The sequence below is a fragment of the Parasphingorhabdus sp. genome, assembly GCF_039939955.1.
GTDB lineage: Bacteria > Pseudomonadota > Alphaproteobacteria > Sphingomonadales > Sphingomonadaceae > Parasphingorhabdus.
This window is the reverse complement of sequence record NZ_JBDVHS010000003.1, coordinates 210,642-228,568: the sequence shown is the minus strand read 5'-3', so window position 1 is coordinate 228,568 and position 17,927 is coordinate 210,642. Positions and strand designations below refer to the sequence as shown.

Annotated in this window: 20 protein-coding genes; 10 read left to right on the top strand and 10 right to left on the bottom strand. The window is 54.8% G+C overall.

The window, feature by feature from the left end:
• Window positions 1-38 precede the first annotated feature (38 nt).
• The 3 genes from ABJG22_RS04245 to ABJG22_RS04235 all read right to left on the bottom strand — a co-directional run bounded on the left by ABJG22_RS04245 (window position 39) and on the right by ABJG22_RS04235 (window position 3,578).
• On the bottom strand, window positions 39-1,553 hold the full coding sequence (locus ABJG22_RS04245; protein WP_348019001.1) for an NAD(P)/FAD-dependent oxidoreductase: 1,515 nt from the start codon (window positions 1,551-1,553) through the stop codon (window positions 39-41).
• Window positions 1,554-1,606: 53 nt separating this feature from the next.
• Window positions 1,607-1,930, bottom strand: coding sequence for a PilZ domain-containing protein (locus ABJG22_RS04240; protein ID WP_348019000.1), 324 nt, complete (start codon window positions 1,928-1,930; stop codon window positions 1,607-1,609).
• Window positions 1,931-2,033: 103 nt separating this feature from the next.
• Window positions 2,034-3,578, bottom strand: a complete 1,545-nt coding sequence (locus ABJG22_RS04235; protein WP_348018999.1) for an NAD(P)/FAD-dependent oxidoreductase — start codon at window positions 3,576-3,578, stop codon at window positions 2,034-2,036.
• Between the two features lie 161 nt (window positions 3,579-3,739).
• Here ABJG22_RS04235 and ABJG22_RS04230 point away from each other — a divergent pair, with 161 nt between their 5' ends.
• The 5 genes from ABJG22_RS04230 (at window position 3,740) to ABJG22_RS04210 (ending at window position 6,871) form a co-directional block, all read left to right on the top strand.
• Window positions 3,740-4,108, top strand: a complete 369-nt coding sequence (locus tag ABJG22_RS04230; protein WP_348018998.1) for a hypothetical protein — start codon at window positions 3,740-3,742, stop codon at window positions 4,106-4,108.
• 84 nt (window positions 4,109-4,192) lie between these two features.
• Window positions 4,193-4,741, top strand: coding sequence for a hypothetical protein (locus ABJG22_RS04225; RefSeq protein WP_348018997.1), 549 nt, complete (start codon window positions 4,193-4,195; stop codon window positions 4,739-4,741).
• Window positions 4,716-4,907, top strand: a complete 192-nt coding sequence (locus ABJG22_RS04220; RefSeq protein ID WP_348018996.1) for a hypothetical protein — start codon at window positions 4,716-4,718, stop codon at window positions 4,905-4,907. The genes ABJG22_RS04225 and ABJG22_RS04220 overlap by 26 nt, the downstream gene beginning before the upstream one ends.
• Window positions 4,908-4,965: 58 nt before the next feature.
• Window positions 4,966-5,682 (top strand): hypothetical protein, encoded by a 717-nt coding sequence (locus ABJG22_RS04215; protein WP_348018995.1) that lies wholly within the window; start codon window positions 4,966-4,968, stop codon window positions 5,680-5,682.
• Window positions 5,683-5,830: 148 nt separating this feature from the next.
• Window positions 5,831-6,871: a hypothetical protein gene (locus tag ABJG22_RS04210; RefSeq protein WP_348018994.1), complete on the top strand. Its 1,041-nt coding sequence runs from the start codon at window positions 5,831-5,833 to the stop codon at window positions 6,869-6,871.
• Between the two features lie 128 nt (window positions 6,872-6,999).
• Here the strand turns inward: ABJG22_RS04210 and rimO are convergent, their stop codons facing one another.
• Entirely contained in the window at window positions 7,000-8,382 is a 1,383-nt protein-coding gene (rimO, locus tag ABJG22_RS04205; protein WP_348018993.1) for a 30S ribosomal protein S12 methylthiotransferase RimO, read from the bottom strand.
• Between the two features lie 178 nt (window positions 8,383-8,560).
• Here rimO and ABJG22_RS04200 point away from each other — a divergent pair, with 178 nt between their 5' ends.
• Both ABJG22_RS04200 and ABJG22_RS04195 read left to right on the top strand, forming a co-directional pair.
• A complete protein-coding gene (locus tag ABJG22_RS04200) occupies window positions 8,561-8,971 on the top strand; it encodes a DUF1761 domain-containing protein (RefSeq protein ID WP_348018992.1) in 411 nt (136 codons plus the stop codon).
• Window positions 8,972-8,984: 13 nt separating this feature from the next.
• Window positions 8,985-9,530, top strand: a complete 546-nt coding sequence (locus ABJG22_RS04195; protein ID WP_348018991.1) for a DUF4287 domain-containing protein — start codon at window positions 8,985-8,987, stop codon at window positions 9,528-9,530.
• Between the two features lie 44 nt (window positions 9,531-9,574).
• On the opposite strand, the gene ABJG22_RS04190 is transcribed toward ABJG22_RS04195, so the two are convergent.
• The 5 genes from ABJG22_RS04190 to ABJG22_RS04170 all read right to left on the bottom strand — a co-directional run bounded on the left by ABJG22_RS04190 (window position 9,575) and on the right by ABJG22_RS04170 (window position 14,558).
• Entirely contained in the window at window positions 9,575-10,645 is a 1,071-nt protein-coding gene (locus ABJG22_RS04190; RefSeq protein WP_348018990.1) for a potassium channel family protein, read from the bottom strand.
• A 7-nt stretch (window positions 10,646-10,652) separates the two neighbouring features.
• Window positions 10,653-11,681 carry a M23 family metallopeptidase gene (locus tag ABJG22_RS04185; RefSeq protein ID WP_348018989.1) on the bottom strand — a complete coding sequence of 343 codons (1,029 nt, stop codon included), beginning with the start codon at window positions 11,679-11,681 and terminating at the stop codon, window positions 10,653-10,655.
• A gap of 133 nt (window positions 11,682-11,814) precedes the next feature.
• Window positions 11,815-12,579: a 5'/3'-nucleotidase SurE gene (surE, locus tag ABJG22_RS04180; RefSeq protein ID WP_348018988.1), complete on the bottom strand. Its 765-nt coding sequence runs from the start codon at window positions 12,577-12,579 to the stop codon at window positions 11,815-11,817.
• The gene (gene serS / locus ABJG22_RS04175; RefSeq protein WP_348018987.1) at window positions 12,579-13,859 is read right to left on the bottom strand and encodes a serine--tRNA ligase; all 1,281 of its coding nucleotides are present in this window, start codon (window positions 13,857-13,859) and stop codon (window positions 12,579-12,581) included. Before serS ends, surE begins: the two co-directional genes overlap by 1 nt.
• 102 nt (window positions 13,860-13,961) lie before the next feature.
• Window positions 13,962-14,558 carry a PEP-CTERM sorting domain-containing protein gene (locus ABJG22_RS04170; RefSeq protein WP_348018986.1) on the bottom strand — a complete coding sequence of 199 codons (597 nt, stop codon included), beginning with the start codon at window positions 14,556-14,558 and terminating at the stop codon, window positions 13,962-13,964.
• Between the two features lie 466 nt (window positions 14,559-15,024).
• Here ABJG22_RS04170 and dksA point away from each other — a divergent pair, with 466 nt between their 5' ends.
• From dksA to ABJG22_RS04155, 3 genes are all read left to right on the top strand, one after another.
• Complete coding sequence (gene dksA, locus ABJG22_RS04165; RefSeq protein WP_348018985.1) at window positions 15,025-15,492, top strand: RNA polymerase-binding protein DksA; 468 nt, start codon at window positions 15,025-15,027, stop codon at window positions 15,490-15,492.
• A gap of 204 nt (window positions 15,493-15,696) precedes the next feature.
• Window positions 15,697-16,059, top strand: coding sequence for a PilZ domain-containing protein (locus ABJG22_RS04160; RefSeq protein ID WP_348018984.1), 363 nt, complete (start codon window positions 15,697-15,699; stop codon window positions 16,057-16,059).
• Between the two features lie 106 nt (window positions 16,060-16,165).
• Window positions 16,166-17,206, top strand: a complete 1,041-nt coding sequence (locus ABJG22_RS04155) for a CaiB/BaiF CoA-transferase family protein (RefSeq protein ID WP_348018983.1) — start codon at window positions 16,166-16,168, stop codon at window positions 17,204-17,206.
• Here ABJG22_RS04155 and ABJG22_RS04150 read toward each other — a convergent pair.
• Window positions 17,164-17,925 carry a LytTR family DNA-binding domain-containing protein gene (locus ABJG22_RS04150; protein WP_348018982.1) on the bottom strand — a complete coding sequence of 254 codons (762 nt, stop codon included), beginning with the start codon at window positions 17,923-17,925 and terminating at the stop codon, window positions 17,164-17,166. The two genes, ABJG22_RS04155 and ABJG22_RS04150, sit on opposite strands and share 43 nt — an antisense overlap.
• Between the last annotated feature and the right edge of the window lie 2 nt (window positions 17,926-17,927).

The window sequence follows — 17,927 nt, the reverse complement described above, 5'->3', positions numbered from 1 at the left end:
CGCCGACTATAGCGCCAGATGGAACCGAGCGCGAGAGTCTATTCAGCAGCGATGGCTTCTGCCGCAACCGGTGTTTCCTGATTGACCGCACCACCGACGCGGGCTTTGGAAAAGACCATGACACCATCGTCCACGGTTTTGTGCCGCAGGTTGATGATATCTTTCGGATAGTTTTGATTCAGACGCCACGGTTTGCGATCGCCCTGTTTCGGCAGATCCTTGATTGCCCGCTGGACATAGCCGGAGCTAAAATCAAGCATCGGTTCGGTTCCGATCGAACCATCAGATGGCAAGGTCGGGGTAGCGATCGGCGTTCCGTTCTGCTCCATGAAATTGACCAGACGGCAGACATATTCGCTCGTCAGGTCGGCTTTCAGCGTCCAGCTGGCGTTGGTATAGCCCATGGTCATCCCGAAATTCGGAATGCCGGAGAACATCACGCCTTTATAGTTGATTTTCTCGCCGAAATTGACCGGCTGGCCATCGACAGAAATGGCAGCGCTACCACCGGTAAGCATTTTCAGGCCGGTAGCGGTCACGATGATATCCGCTGCCAGCGTCTTCCCGGATTTCAGCTTGATACCGTCTTTGGTGAAGGTTTCGATATGATCGGTGACGATCTCCGCCTTGTTCGATTTAATGGCGTCAAACAAATCGCTGTCAGGCACCAGACAGAGCCGCTGATCCCAGGGATTATAGCTGGGCGTATAGTCGGTCATATCGACGTCCGGGCCCATTTCATCGCGCACCATTTCGAGCAGCCTGCCCTTGAAGGCCGCAGGCTTTTTGCGCGCCAGATTGAACATGAAAATGCCAAGCAGCACATTTTTCCAGCGGGTCAGCAGATAGGCGAGCTTGCCCGGCATCACTTTGCGGAACCGCAAGGCCCATTTATCCTCACCCGGCCGCGATACGATATAGGTCGGGGAGCGCTGCAACATCGTCACATGCTCCGCCGTTTCCGTCATCGACGGGACTAAAGTAACCGCCGTCGCGCCGCTGCCGATCACCACGACTTTCTTGCCCGTATAATCCAAATCTTCGGGCCAGAATTGCGGATGGACAATCGGACCATCAAATTCAGCCTTGCCGGGGAAGTCCGGACTATGGCCTTCTTCATAGCTATAATAGCCCGAGCACATATGCAGGAAATTGCACTGAACCGTGCTGAGCGACCCGTCGCCATGTTGCAGGCTGACCGTCCAAAGCGCCTCTTCGCTCGACCAGCTGGCATCGACCACCTTCTGATTGAACCGGATTTTGTCGTGCAGAGCATATTCGTCGACGGTTTCGTGGAGATATTTCAAGATCGATGGCGCGTCGGCAATGGCTTTGCGCGCGGTCCATGGTTTGAAATTATAGCCCAATGTATACATGTCGCTGTCCGAGCGGATGCCGGGATAGCGGAACAGATCCCAGGTCCCGCCCAGCCGTTCTCGCCCTTCGACAATGGCAATGCTCTTACCAGGGCATTTCTCGGTCAAATGAACCGCCGCGCCGATACCGGACAGGCCAGCACCGACAATCAATACGTCAAGAATCTCATTTTCCATAGATACTTACTACTGACATGACTGTCAGTTGGCAAGCTAGTGGTTTTGAGGAGCTATTCGTCGATCCGGGTCAGGCGGCGAAACAGCGCGTGATCGAGCGATTCGTCGAAGCGGCAGCCGATTTGGCCATCTTTGCACCAGACAGTAGAGGCGGCGACCGGGTCGCTGCCATCAAAGCGCAGCCAGACGCGGGTCCCCTCTGCAAATGTACTTTCGCTGGACACCCGGCAGCCATAGATCGAAATATCGACCAGCTCGGCGGCTTTAACGGTTTTTCCGCGTTGTTTGATCGCGGTCCGTTGAATTTGGACGGGATGACGATAGGCTTGCCGATGCTCGACGAGCGCCGCCCTCACTGTCCGAAATTGTGAATTCATATATGCCATCCCCAGTCCTTCGCCGATGGGACTAGCGAATACTGGTCAACAAACCGTTAATCAAGTCAATGTAAATTCCGTGCAACAGATTGACACAATAGGATTATTCAGCGGCTTCCAATGTTGGTTCGCCGTGATCCGCAGTCCGCTGCGAATTGGGGCCGTAAAATTGCAGCACCCCGTCATCCACCGGATCGTTCAGCAGGATATTCTTGTCATAGAGATAATCCTGATTGAGCTTCCACGGCATGGCGGTGCTGTTGCGTGGCAATTCGTCAATCGCCCGCTTGATATAGCCGGAGGAGAAATCGAACAATTCTTCCTGTTCGACGTCCGCTGTCAGCACCGGATTGACGATCCGCGTCGATGTCGCATCCATATGGTTGAGCAGACGGCAGGTATATTCCGACACGATATCCGCCTTCAGCGTCCAGCTGGCATTGAGATAGCCGAATACGATCGCCAGATTGGGAATGTCGGAGAACATGCAGCCTTTATAATAATAATGATCGGGCCAGTGGACCGGCTTGCCATCGACCTCGAAGGCGACCTTGCCAGCGACCGCCAGCTTTAGCCCCGTTGCCGTGACGATCACATCAGCATCCAGCGTCTCGCCGGATTTCAACTTGATGCCGCTGCCGGTCACCGTATCGATATGGCCGGTTTTGAGATCCGCCGTGCCCGCGGCAATCGCCTTGAACATATCGCCATCGGGGACGAGGCACAGGCGCTGCTCCCACGGGCCGTAAGGCGGCGTGTAGTCTTCCTTCACATATTTATCGCCCAGCTCTTTCTTGAGCGGTTTTTCCAGCTTGCGGATGACCTTCTCCGGATTGTCGCGGGAGGTGCGGAAGGTGACGTCCTGCATCCACACATTTTTCTTGCGGATGATCGCATAGGCCCATTTGTCCGGCATGATCTTGCGCAGGAAATTGGCCAGCGCGTCCTTTGCCGGGCGCGCCGCATACCAGGTCGGCGTGCGTTGCAGCATCGTCACATGGCTGGCTTTCTCCGCCATCACCGGCACGATCGTCACCGCGGTCGCGCCGCTGCCGATGATCACGACTTTCTTGTCCGTATAGTCGAAATCCTTGGGCCAGAATTGCGGGTGGATGACATCGCCCTTGAACGAGTCCAGCCCCTCTATCTTGGCATCATAGGGATTGTCATAATCATAATAGCCGGCGCCCATATAGACAAAATTGGCGTGCATCACGACCTGCGACCCATCGGCCTTTTCCGAGGTCACGGTCCAGCGCGCCTCTTCGCTCGACCAGCTTGCGGACAGCACTTTGTGGCCAAAATGAATATGCTTCTCCAGATCATTCTTATTCTTGATCCGGTGGAGATATTTGATGATCGAAGGGCCATCGGCAATCGATTTTTGCTCGGTCCAGGGTTCGAACTTAAAGCCCAATGTGTGCATGTCGCTGTCGCTGCGGATGCCGGGATATTGGAACAGGTTCCAGGTCCCGCCAATATCATCGCGGCGTTCGACAATGGCAAAGCTTTTGCCCGGACATTTGTCCCGCAAATGCACCGCCATGCCAATGCCCGAAATACCCGCGCCCACGATCAACATATCGACCGATGCTATTGCTGCGCTACCCGTGTCCGCGATCTTTGCCGCGCCTGTCTGATTCGCCATGCCGTCTCTCCCAGCTTTTTACATCTATGCCATTGACGAAGAAGAGTTGCAATTGGCAATTTAATTGGCCGGTTAAGGAAAAGCCGTATCCGGTGCGGGAGACGGCTCTTAACAGCCCAACAAAAGCATGTTAGCGCCGCGCCATCGAAAGCTATTTTCTCTTGATCGGCCTGATATTGGCGGGAGCGGGACTGGCGCTGATGCTACGCAGCGATCTGCTGTTCATCCGCAATGGCACCCGCCGCGTGCCCGCCCAGATCGTCCGCCATCAACGCGCAAAGCGCGGCGGCGCGACCATGTATAGCGCGATATTGCTGGTCCCCGATGAACGCGGCGGCTTTATCGAGGTCCGCGACCCGCTCTACACGCCCTTTCCCACGCCGGTGATCGGCGAGATGCAAACCGTCGTCCACCCGATCGGCTACCCCCATAAAGCGCGCATTCCCTATCCGGTGTTCCGGGCGGGGGTGTACGGAGCGCTGGGCTATGCATTTGGGGTTTGCTTGTTGGGTGTTACGGGGTTGGGGTGAGGGCTTTGCTATTTCGGTCAGACCTTGCATCGCGACCGAAGAAGCACGATACTGCCAAACGACAGGCTCCGAGGAAGGCACGTCATGACAGGTTACCGCGCAGAATATGAAGCTGCCCTGCGGCTATTCGCGAAAGTCAGCAGGGCGATGAAGGCCAAAGGCCTGCGGGCACCAGTTCTGGTGGGTGGCGCAGCAGTTGAACTTTATTCAGGCAGCGCGGTCACGACCGGCGACTTCGACATTGTCACACCACGCCAGTCAGAATTTGAAGCTCTGCTCCAGGAATATGGCTTTGTACGTCCTTCCGGCCCCGGCATCGCAACGCGCGGATGGATTCATCCGGAACTTGGCTTGGGCTTCGAAGTCGTCGGCTCTACGGTGCTCGATGGCAATAGTGATGCCGAAAGGCTGCAACTGATCGACGCCGGCCAAGATGAAGTTGCCCAGGTGATTTCTGTTGAGGATATTATCGCCGACCGCATGGGCCAGTTTGCTTCCGGCACCGCGCCAGAAATGCTGGAGCAGGCGCAAAAGCTGTTCGCGCTTTATCCCGACGCCGACAAGGTCTATATGGAAAAGCGGATCAGACAGGAAACGAATGGCTCCCATGGCGTCGAAAATCTTGAAGAATAAACGCAAGCCTGTGCCGCTCGCCATATTCGCACGCGATGTCGCACGCCGCAAAGCCGTGTCCGGCATAACCGATCTGCCGCAAAATTCCGGCAAACGCCGGACGGAGAGCAAGAAAGCGCTTTTGAAAGCGGTTGATGCCGTCGGGAAAAGTTGGTCGGTTAGATAGGAAACAGTGGCACCTGTCGCCATCATTCCACAATTCGAGGACGGTGATAATCAAAAATATGGATAAAGATATTGCCGATCTTAAACTGGATGACGTCGAGAAAACCGCAATTCAGGTCCATAGAAATTATTCAAAGGCATTTCAAAGACGTCGAGCGGAACTGATTGATGAAGAAACTTCACAACTAGACTTTGACTATGATCACTTCGAACTGGAGCTATGTCAGTTGGAGAGTGCTTCGATTGAAAATTCGATCCTCGCCTGTATTGCAATTGCTGACGAACTTTTGAAAGCAATGTTCCTGAGAGATGACCGCGCTCGACTACAAATTAAAGCTCTTTTGGGGCCTTTGGGGCCCATCGGGGATTTCAACAAGCGACTTAAGATCGCATCTTTAGCCGGGTTTATTGACGAGAATGACTTAGTTTTTTTTGATGAACTTCGAAAGATGCGGAATCGTATCGCACATTCTACGCAACCAAAACCACCCAAACCATCTGAACTGGAAAAAATTAGCAGCATCTCTTCGGAATGGCTGAGTGCGTTGATCAAAGAAGGTGAAATTTTGGACAATTTCGATCACAATTCACCACATGTTTTCAGATCACTTATGCTGGTGCAGTTATCAAAATTAGCCTGGGGAACGCTCCTCAGACCATATGCCGTAAAAGCGCAGGTACCCTTTGAAATCATTATCGAGAAACAGCCGAGTGTTTTCAAGAAATTGAGTAAGCTTGGTGTAAAGCGAGCAATCAATATTCTCTCTAACAAATAATTTCCGTTGTCGCGGTTAGCTTCCAATCGGCACACCTCTTTCCTACACTACACCAAATAGGTTATATTTGTTCCATTTAGCAAACCATTTCTAACCCGCCGCACCGCTGTGCTGCGGCCAGAATGGTCCCTTAAAAGGAGTAAAACCTATGACATTTCAGGATGAATTTATTCACCGCTTGCGGGTGGTGCGGGGTGAAGCGACGGGGGACGGTGGGGAGGATGCTCCGGATAAATCCGTTCGTCCTGAGCCTGTCGAGTCGCAGGCCACCGCAGGTGAACGACTATGTTCGGACGATAGAGGTCCTTCGACAAGCTCAGGACGAACGGATGGGGATGGAGTAAAGTCCTCGCTGTGCTCCGCGCCTGACGCGGAGCCCTGTGGCCCGGGCACCGGCGGTTCTGCGGACGCGCAGAGCTCCGCTTCAAGCGCGGAGCACAACCCCACCGGCCGTCACGATGGCTGGCACCGGGAACTGCGCGTCAAATTTCTCGAGGCCCTCGCGCAGACGGGCAATGTCGGGGCGTCGGCCTATTTTGTGCAGCGGACGCGGCAATCGGCCTATGCGCTAAAACGGCGCGATCCGGATTTTGCGCGGGCGTGGCTGGCTGCGCTGGTGCTGGCGCGGGAGGAGGCGCAGGACAAGTTGCAGGAACGGGCGATTGAAGGCGTCGAGGAAGAGATTTTCTATCATGGCGAGGTGGTCGCGACGCGGCGGCGCTATGACAGCCGTTTGCTGCTCGCGCTGCTGGCGCGGCTCGACAAGGTCGCCGAGCAAATCCCGGCACAACGCGGCGCGGCGCGCTTTGGCGATATGCTGAATGCCATTGGCGCCGGCGAAGACACCGCGCCGCTAATCGCCACGCCGACCGAGGAGGAGCTGGCGATACGGGCCGCCGAGTCCGAGGCGCGCGGAGGGCCAGTGCAGGAGGATGACGAGGAGGAGGAAGGCGCGGAATTTTACGCGCTCACCTGGCCAGACAATGACGGACCGCCCGACTATTACCGCATGACCCCCGAAGATGCCGCCGAGATGGAGCGCCAAGTGCCCGGGCTCGTCGCCAAAGCCACCGGCACCACCGATGATGCGCTGATCTGCGCGCTGGTCGACCGCGCCGAAATGGCCGCCGACATCGCCGCCGTGGGCGCGCTGGCGGCGGGAAAAGGAAATGAATCTATGACTGTGTAAACTTTGTCAATTTCGGGTGGGCGATGGGCGTGATTTTTATGAACAACCCATCCGCAAATGGTCTTTCACCTGCGGTGGCCTGCGGCTCGACAGGCTCAGGACGAACGGATGATGTTGAACGGCTCCTCCTAGGACGCCGCAACCCCGAACAGATCATGTTCGTCGGCATCTTCAATCGTCGCGTCGATGATATCGCCGACGGACAGATCGGCGCTAACATTGCGGAGGAAGACATTGCCGTCAATTTCCGGCGCATCGGCTTCGCTACGGGCGGTGGCACCAATATCGCCATCTTCATCCGGCGCGCCAATTTCGTCGATGATGACGGGCAGAGTCCGACCGACTTTGGCGGTCAGCTTCGCGGCGCTGATCCGGGCGGTCACTTCCATGATCCGCTGATATCGCTCTTCCTTGACCTCTTCGGGCAAGGCACCGTCAAGCGCATTGGCTTCCGCTCCTTCTACGGGTTCAAAGCGGAAGGCTCCGACACGGTCGAGCTGCGCTTCTTCGAGCCAGTCGAGCAGATATTTGAAGTCGTCTTCCGTCTCGCCCGGGAAGCCGACAACAAAGGTCGAGCGGATGGTGAGATCGGGACAGATATCGCGCCAGTTTTTGACCCGCTGCAGCACCTTGGCTTCATTGGCCGGGCGCTTCATCCGTTTCAGGACATTGGGTGCAGCATGCTGAAAGGGAATGTCGAGATAGGGGGTAATCTTGCCCTCGGCCATCAGCGGGATGACCTTGTCGACATGGGGATAGGGATAGACATAGTGGAGCCGGGTCCAGATGCCCTGCCCCTCTGCTGTCCGCAGCTCACCCAGCGCGGCGGCGAGATCAGTCATATGGGCGCGGACGTCGCGGCCCTGTCCGGTCGGGCCATTCCATTGGCGCGGCTGGTGCCGGATATCGACACCATAGGCCGAAGTATCCTGGCTGATGACGAGCAATTCTTTGGTGCCCGCCGCGACCAGCTTCTCCGCTTCGCGCAGGATCGCGTCGGGACGGCGGCTGACCAGATCGCCGCGCAGGCTGGGGATGATGCAGAAGGAGCAACGATGGTTACAGCCTTCGGAAATTTTGAGATAGCTATAATGGCGCGGGGTCAGTTTCAGACCAGCCTCGGGGACCAGATCAACGAAGGCGCCGCGTGCCGCCGGAGCCGCTGCATGGACCGCCGTGACGACATCTTCATATTGATGCGCGCCGGTCACCGCGAGCACATCGGGGAAGCGATCCATGATCATATCGGCTTCATTGCCCATGCAGCCGGTGACGACCACGCGGCCATTTTCGGCCATTGCTTCGCCAATGGCTTCCAGGCTCTCTTCCTTGGCGCTGTCCAGAAAACCGCAGGTGTTGACCAGCACGACATCGGCACCGGCATAGTCGGCCGACAGGTCATAGCCGTCCGAGCGCAGCTGCGTCAGAATGCGTTCGCTGTCGACCAGGGCCTTGGGACAGCCAAGCGAGACCATGCCCACTTTGGGCGGAGAAGGAATTTCAGTTGCCATATTGCGGGCGCTTTAGGCGTGTTTTGCCAGCGAGTCACGCCAGATATGACAGCTGCGCCATTCGTCGCTTTGCCCCCAAACTTGTCGAATGGCCGATCCGGGCATATAAATGACGCTGATCCGCGGAGCATGCTCCCACAGGTGCAGCATCCCCGGACCGAAACAGGAGGAGGATGATATGGATATTTTCGATGTGAATTGGATTGCAGTGGTTGTCGCGGCGCTGGCAGGCTTTCTGGTCGGTGGCATCTGGTACGGCCCCGTCATGGGCAAGAAATGGATGGGCGCAGTCGGCCTGACCGAAGACCAGATCAAAGAAGGCAGCATGGGCAAGATTTACGGCGGAGCCTTTGCTTTCAGCCTGGTCGCTTCCTGGACATTGGCCCATACATTCGCGACCTATGCCGTGGACCTGTCCTTCACGGTAAAAGTGCTGACCGCCTTTGGTGTGGCGCTCGGTTTCATCGTGCCAGCGATCGGGACCAACTATCTCTTCTCGCAAAAGAGCAAGACCCTGTTCTTCATCGATGCGGGCTATTGGCTGCTCTTCTATACCGCAATGGGCGCGGTCCACGCCTGGCTGGGATAGGGAGCACCGAACCATGGCGACACCGGAGGAAATGGCCGCAAGCATGATCGCGAATATGCCGGAGAAGACCGGCAAACCGCTCGCGGACTGGCTGAAAATCGCTGCTGCATCGGGCCTTAAGAAGCACGGACAGATCGTCAAGATGCTGAAAACCGAGCACGCCATGACTCATGGCTTTGCCAATCTCGTTGCCCATCATGCGTTGAACGCGGAACCGGTAGGTGCGGACGATCTGGTGGCCGCGCAATATGCCGGGGCCAAGGCAGCGCTTAAGCCGGTACATGATGCGATCATAGCCTATGCGCAATCTCTGGGCGACGACGTAGAAATCGCGCCCAAGAAAACCTCGGTCAGCCTCCGCCGGTCAAAGCAATTCGCATTGATCACCGCTGCGACCAAGACCCGGATCGACCTTGGCCTCGCGCTAAAGGGCGAAGCGGCGGCGGGGCGGTTGGAGAGCTATAACACGATGTGCAGCCATCGCGTCCGGTTGGAGACAACGGCGGATATCGACACGGAGGTGAAGGGCTGGATCCAATTGGCCTACGACCGGGCATAACAATGCGATGCCCGCTTAGCCAATGCACAAAAAGCAGGCCTGACTCAGGTCTTTAAGGCGGCCTCTTTATCGGCTTTGTCGGCGCCATTGCCAGGGATGATCTCGACGATCACGTCCCCTGCTTCGAGCTTCTTGGCTTCCGGCTCCCAAAAGCCGATCACGGCGTCGTCCCGGTAGATCCGGACACCCAATCCGGTGCCGACGACGTCGCTCATCGCCATCCCGACTTCCGCCTCGGTGACGGCCCGCTGGATTAGCTTGACCCGGCCGGTAGCGGAGGCAAGGTCGCTGAGATAGTCGGAAATCTTGGCCCCTTCGCAACTGCCCGCAAGCAGCAGGCCTGCAAAACTGACCGGGTTTATAACGGTCGTCGCCCCGGCCTGTCGCGCCAACAGCTCGTTATCCGCAGCCTTGATCGATACGCTGATCGGCAGATGATAGGCCAGATGCCGGGCGGTAAGGACGATCAATATGCTGGTGTCATCGCGACCGGCCGAAACGATCAACGAGCGCGCGCGGGATATCTTCACGTCCATCAACGCATTGTCGCGGGTGGCATCTCCATTGATCACCGCACAGCCAAGCTTCTCCGCCTGCGACAAGGCATCATCCGACGTGTCGATCACGACAATCTCTTCCGGATTGGTACCGCGTGCGAGCAGCTCTTGCACCGCTTCGCTACCGCTCGTCCCATAGCCAGCGATCACAATATGGTCGTGCAAATTGCTTTGGATCAGTTTCATGCGCCAATTGTCCCAGGTTCGTTTGAAAACAAAATTATAGGCCGTGCCGACAAAGATTAGCACGACGAAGATGCGAATAGGAGTCACAACCAGCGCATCGAACATCCGCGCCCGTTCGGTGACCGGTACGATGTCGCCATAGCCGGTCGTGGTGATAGAGATCATCGTGAAATAGAGGACGTCCAGAAAACTGACGTCGCCGTCATAACTATCCTGCAGACCATTGCGGTCAAAATAATGTACCGCCACCGCCATGCCCATGAGAGCAAGGACAAAGAACACCCGCCAGGCAATATCCGCCCATATCGGCAAGCTCGGTCGCCTCCGAAGGGTGAAATAGTCTGAAAATTTGCGGTTGTTGCTGTTTGCCATAACCAATTCAACCCCGCTTCGGCAGATGAATTTTCGGATCAACCGGCTTGCGGTCCTTCCGAATCTCGAAATGCAGCTGCGGTTCTTCAACATAACCGCTTTCACCGGCAAGACCGATAACCTCACCCGCCTTGACCTCTTGCCCACGGGTCACATTAAGCTTGTCGGCATGGCCATAAGCGGTAACCCAGCCAGATCCGTGGTTGATCAGGATCAAGCCGCCAAATACGCCAATTTCGTCTCCACTATATGCAATCACCCCGCCAGCAGACGCCCGTATCGGGGTACCCTTGGCAACACCGATGTTGAGCCCGTCATTGACCTTGCCACCGCCTTTGCTACCAAAGCTCGATATGACGCTCCCATCCACAGGCCATAGGAACCGCCCGGAGAAACCAGCCGATACGACAACAGTTTTATTGGGTGTGATCGCTTTCCGCCACTCGGATGGCTCTCCAGTGTCCGCACTATCAGCCAACGCTGGCTGACTACCGGTAACAATATCGTCGATATCCAGGGAAAAGGCGGCAGCACGTTGTTCAATACTCATATTAGAAGGGTCGATAGGCGTGGAATCCGGTAGCAACAGCTTCTGGCCTACTCGCAGAATATAAGGTTCTTCGAGAGCATTTAGCGCCACCACTTCACGCCATGGCGCGCCATAGGCCTGGGCAATCGCAATACCAGTCTCCCCGGAATTGACCGCATGATAGCGCCCACCGGTAATTTTGAGACGTTGGCCGGAACGTATAATATAGGGGGCAACCAATCCGTTGGCCGCTGCAATAATCTGGGATCCCGCACCGGTCTTGTTGGCAATTCCCCGCAACGTGTCCCCAGGCTGCACAATATATGTGCCTGATTCCACCCGCTGGGCATCAGCCGTCGCGGGTTTCGACTGCCATGTCGACAGCGGTGCCTGTTCCGGAACAGTGCCAAGAACAGCAGGGTCTGTCAGCAATTGAGGTTGAGGTGGCGGTGGCGCATAGTCATCGCGCGCAGGAGGAATACAGGCCGTAACACCTAAGAGCAACATCAGGATCGCAATATGACGCAGACATGATCCCATTAACCAACTCTTCTCCTCGGTAGAACGCTATTAGCAGCAAAATAACAGCTTGCCAGCCCCTGCTCAAAACAGGCCAGATTCGAAGCACAAAGGTTCGCCATCAGGGATAGAGTTTTTTCAGACCATCCATAGACTCATAGTGGGTCAGGTCTAAGTGGAGCGGCGTGATCGAGACATAGCCGTCAGCGATCGCTTCCAAATCTGTGCTATGCGCTGGCGTTTCCACCATGGGGCCCAGACCGAACCAGTGATATTCAAAACCACGCGGATCACGGTTACTGACAATCTGCAGACGACCGTAGTCGCGGATGCCTTGCGATACGACCTGCACGCCCTTCACGTCACCGGCAGGAAGCGCCGGAAAATTGATATTCACCAACGTCCGGTGGTCCATGCGTTCCTTGATCAGAGGGCGCAGCACCCGCTCTCCCCATTGCAACGCAGCTTCAAACGGCACATTGGCACCAATGTCCTCGCGCGCATAGGCTTGGCTGAGCGCAATTGATGGAATGCCGGCCAATGCGCCTTCCATTGCAGCCGAAACAGTGCCCGAATATGTTACATCCTCACCCAGATTGGCCCCACGATTGACTCCAGAAAGGATGAGGTCAGGCGGGCCGTCTTTCATGATCTTGGCAACCGCCATCATCACACTGTCGGTTGGCGTTCCATCAACCGAATATTGTTGATCGCCCCGCTTGCGGATTCTCAAAGGACGGGTAAGCGTCAAAGAGTGACCGGCCCCGGAATTTTCATCCGATGGAGCGACAATCCAGATATCGTTGGAAAAATGCGACGCGATGTCGAACAGAATTTTCATGCCCGGCGCGTCGAACCCATCGTCGTTGGTCAACAATATACGCATCACGCGGGCTCCAGTTTTTCAATGCCACCCATATAGGGTAGCAACGCAGTCGGAATTGTGACGGAACCATCCGCTTGCTGATAATTTTCGACAACTGCGACCAACGTCCGACCGACTGCCAAACCAGAGCCGTTTAGCGTGTGGACAAATTGCGTGCCCTTGGACTCCCCTTCTGGCCGGAAACGCGCATTCATTCGCCGTGCCTGATATTCTCCACAGACCGAGACACTCGAAATCTCTCGATAGGTATCCTGTCCCGGCAACCAGACTTCCAGATCATATGTCTTACGCGCCGTTGCTCCCATATCACCCGTGCAGAGCAGCATTTTTCGATAAGGCAGTTCAAGCGCCTTGAGGATCGATTCGGCAGCCTCGGTCATCCGGAGATGTTCGTCATCGCTGGTATCGGGATGCACAATAGCGACCATCTCAACCTTCTCGAACTGGTGTTGACGGATAAGACCTTTGGTATCTTTCCCTGCAGAGCCCGCTTCGCTGCGGAAGCAAGGAGTGAGTGCGGTCAACCGGATCGGCAACTGCCCTTCGTCCAATATCTGCCCGCTCACACTGTTCGTGAGACTGACCTCTGCGGTCGGGATTAGCCAATGGCCTTCGGTCGTCTGAAACGAATCTTCAGAAAACTTTGGTAGCTGGCCGGTACCAAACATAGCATGATCGCGCACGAGCACAGGGGGTGCGCACTCTTGAAATCCGTTCTCCATGGTCTGCTGATCAAGCATATATTGACCAATTGCGCGCTGCAATCGTGCCATCTGCCCGCGTAAAAAGGCAAAGCGGGCACCAGACATAGAAGCGGCCGTTTCGAAATCCAGGCCGAGATCAGGTCCAATATCGCTATGCTCCCGGACCGGAAAATCGAACACACGAGGCATTCCCCAGCGTTCGACCTCAACATTTTCATCCTCATCATCGCCAATCGGCACGTCATCAGCCGGAAGGTTCGGCAACGCCCCAAGTATATTCTGCAATCGACCAGAAACTTCCCGCTCTTGTTCCTCGATCTCTGGCATTTTACTTTTCAGTTCCGCGACTTCCGCCATCAACGCCTGCGCGGTTTCTTCGTCGCCCTGTCCCTTGGCTTTGCCAATAGATTTGGACGCCTCGTTGCGACGGGCCTGGCCATCCTGCAGTTGGGTTTTCAGCGCACGACTTTGCTCGTCAAGCGCCAGCAAAATCTGGGCAGCCGGTTCAGCTCCGCGTCTTGCAAGTGCAGCGTCAAAAACTTCCGGATTTTCGCGAATATATTTTATATCATGCATAGCAAATGCCTATGCCGAGCGTATGTTTCACTTGCAAGACCGCAAAGAAAAAAGCGACCGGAATGCACCAGCCGCTTCTTCATATCTAGAATTTCAAGCTGCTTAAGCGGAGGTCGCCTTTTTTGCTTTACGGCGGCGGGCAAACAGAGCGGCCGCTGCTGCACCAAAAAGCAAGACAATTGGCGGCGCCGGTACATCCATTCCGCCAGTCGAGCTACTCGTAGTACCACCCGACGAGGAACTGGTGCTCGTACTCGTGCTAGAAGATGAACTCGTAGAACTGGATGTACTGCTCGAAGAACTGGTTGACGTGCTGGTACCGCCGAAACTGGAAGAACCATAACCACCCGTGGAACCGGTCGAACTATATCCGCCTGTTGAACTATATCCGCCCGTCGAACCGCCGGTAGAGCTGCTGCCCACATAAACCGGTGGAGGTGGTACGACATAGGGTGGCAGGGGAACAGGCTGCGCAACTGTAACCACCGCCGGTGGACAAGCTGTCACAGTTTTGGTCACCGTACGCCGAGTGCGTTTTATCTTACGCGGTTTGCTTTGCCGAACAACGCGAGCCCGAACCGGCTTCTTTTTGTTGAGCTTCTTAACATAAGGTGCCTTGGGTGCCTCGGAGACATGCACAGCACCACCGCCAATCAAGGCTCCTGCGCCAGTACAAGCGCATAATTTTGCTAAAGCCATCCGTACCGACATAATTTAATCTCTCATTCACTGAGCATGTGATCAGTAAGCCAACATCAAAACGCTAGTCTGCCCTTATCCGCTTTGCCAACATAACCGGAAAGACAGAAGAAATGGTAAACTACAATTACATTTACATTGTTTCTTCGTGTAAAATACAAAAAAATCTTAACAAATCGTTTCCAATCGCGGTTAATGTCCCAATTTGGAACCACCTGCGATTGAATTCCTAGTCAAAACCCAAACAAAATCACCCTATTTCAATATTCGGACGAAAGTCCTGTTCCGTTCAATCCCGCTGCGATAAACGTTTCTGCCAATTATTTATACCCCAAATTTCACTGATTTTGAAATATTGAATAATCCGTCATTTTGCGCCTTGTTTCCAATAAGTACGCTGGGTATAGCCCCGCCGTGTAGATGATCACGGCCGCCCGGATTCGGGCTGGGCAGATGTTTGGAGAGTATGTTGGCATCCTCGGTAAAGAAAGCATCGACAAAAAGTAGCGCAAATGGTGCAAACCTGACCCTTCCAGAAGGTTATGATCCGAGCGAGGACGAGGAGTTCATGAACGAACGTCAACTCGTCTATTTTACGCAAGCCCTGCAAAAATGGAAGCAGGGGATTATCGAAGAATCGAAAGAAACCCTAGCTCATCTGCAGGATGGGCCCATTCAAGAAGCTGACTTGAATGATCGAGCATCCAGTGAAACAGATTGGGGCCTCGAGCTGCGAACCCGCGATCGTCAACGGAAGCTAACCTCCAAAATTGACGCAGCATTGCGGCGCATTGAAGAAGGTGAATATGGTTATTGCCAAGTCACTGGTGAACCAATTTCCCTCGACCGGCTGAAAGCCCGTCCGATCGCTACGATGACCGTCGAAGCACAAGAGGCGCATGAACGGAACGAGAAAATCTCGCGCGACCAGTAGCTTCCGATATAAATAAAGCTTACATTTTGAACCATCTTTGAGAACGGGGCGATTACCTCGCGACCGGCTCATATTATGGGCGCTAGAAATCTGAGACATTAACCAAATTTGCACGAATTCTAGCTTATACTCTCCGTTGAAAATATGTTTTGCCTAAAACACTGCGGGAAGCCCATGAAAGAAACTTTTGACGATAGCCTAAAAATGAATAGCCAGGCCGTTGAGCATCCAAAGCGCGCGCTTGACCGGGACAGCCTGTTTCTAAAAGCAGAGCTACGCTTCATTGATGGCGACAATTGCGGCGAAGTACGAGTCCGCAACCTATCCGCAGGTGGACTAATGGCAGAGGCATCGGTACTCGCCAAACGGGGTGACAAAGTGCAAATGGAATTACGTAATATCGGTCTTGTAACCGGACATGTCGCTTGGGTCGCTCAGGGCCGATTAGGCGTCGCTTTTGACCATCCGATTGATCCGAAGCTGGCCAGAAAGCCGGTGGGACAAAAAAAATCGGAATTGCCTCGATATCTGCGGCAACCGCAACAAAAAACCTATCCTGTGCGATAAAACCGCCACTTCCGCTCCACTGCGGTACCCACGTCAACATTAAGCTTGATTAGAATTCTTTCTCTGCATAGTGCCGTTTAATCAAACGATTAAAGAGGAGCAGAACATGGCAGGGCCACTATCCGGTATCAATATCATTGAATTTGCCGGGATCGGTCCCGGTCCCTTTTGCGGCATGATGCTTGCCGACCAGGGTGCCACGGTTACCGTTCTGCACCGTCCTGGCAGTCCGCCGGACCCGCGCCTCGCCCTCTCTCGCTCCCGGAATTTGGTCGAAATTGATCTGAAATCGGACGAGGGAATTGAAAAGGCCCGCAATCTGGTAAAAAATGCCGATGGATTGATCGAAGGCTTTCGACCCGGAGTAATGGAACGCCTCGGCCTAGGGCCGGATGTGTTGCTCGCGGATAATCCCAAACTGGTTTACGGTCGGATGACCGGGTGGGGACAATATGGTCCACTCGCTCCCGCCGCAGGCCACGACATTAATTACATCTCGATTTCCGGTGCCTTGCATGCTTTCGGGCGGGCCAATGAAAAACCAACCCCGCCAATCAATATGGTCGGCGATTTTGGCGGCGGCGGCATGATGCTCGCATTCGGCATGGTTTCCGCACTTCTCCACGCCAAAACGGGCGGCACCGGTCAAGTGATCGACTGTGCCATGAGCGACGGTTCTGCCGCATTGATGGCCATGATTTTTGACTTTCACAATATCGGGCAATGGCGAGACGAGCGCGGCGTCAATCTTTTGGACACCGGCTCGCATTTCTACGACACCTATGAAACATCCGATGGCAAATTCATCTCTATCGGATCAATCGAACCACAATTTTATGCGCAACTTCGACAGGTAATGGGCCTTTCCGAAGACACGGATTTCGACGCCCAAATGGATCCAAGACAATGGTCTGCATTGAAAGAAAAACTAACCGGACTGTTCAAAACCAAGACGCGCTCCCAATGGTGTGAATTGATGGAAGGCACAGACATTTGCTTTGCGCCTGTTCTTTCGCTGGCCGAAGCAAAAGAACATCCGCACAATGTCGAACGACAAAGTTTTGTTGATGTCGACGGAATGATGCAACCCGCTCCGGTCCCCCGTTACTCCGTTACGGTTTCCGATACACCCAAACTGCCGGCCTGATCCGTGCCAGTGACGCGGTCCGCATAGCGCGGGCCGATAGGCAATTGGCTGCCATCATGCAGGATGATGAATCGCTTGCGCCCTTTTCGGCGCACTTCCGCTATGCAATCCCGTCGCACGATCGCAGAGCGATGAACACGAACGAACAAATTGCCCGGCAATTGATTTTCCAGCGAACCCATCGATTGGTGCACCAGATAACTGCGACCCGATAGATACAACCGCATATAATCTCGTTCCGCCTCGATCCATTCAATATCGGCAACCATCAACTGCAACGCGCCAGCTCCATCTTGCACCCAAAGCCGCTGGGAGACACTCGAATCGTGATCTGTGTCATCCCGCGCGATATTAAAGCTGGCACGGGCGATAGCCTCACGCAGCAATACCTCCTTGACCGGCTTTAAAAGATAATCAGTAGCGTCAAGCCGAAACGCCTGAACAGCATATTTACTGTGTGCAGTCGTGAATATAATCTCTGGGATTCGTACCAATCCAGAACAATATTTCGCTACTTTAATCCCGGACAAATCCGGCATATCGACATCGAGTAGAAGGATATCCGGCTTTGATTGCCTGATTTTCTCTAAGGCCTGGTGACCACCGTCGGCCAATTCAATGGTTTCAAAAAGAGCGGTACGCTCACAAAGGGCTTTAAGGCGCGCGCGCGCGAGGGGTTCATCGTCGACAATCAGGACAGATAATAGCTTTTCGGCCATCG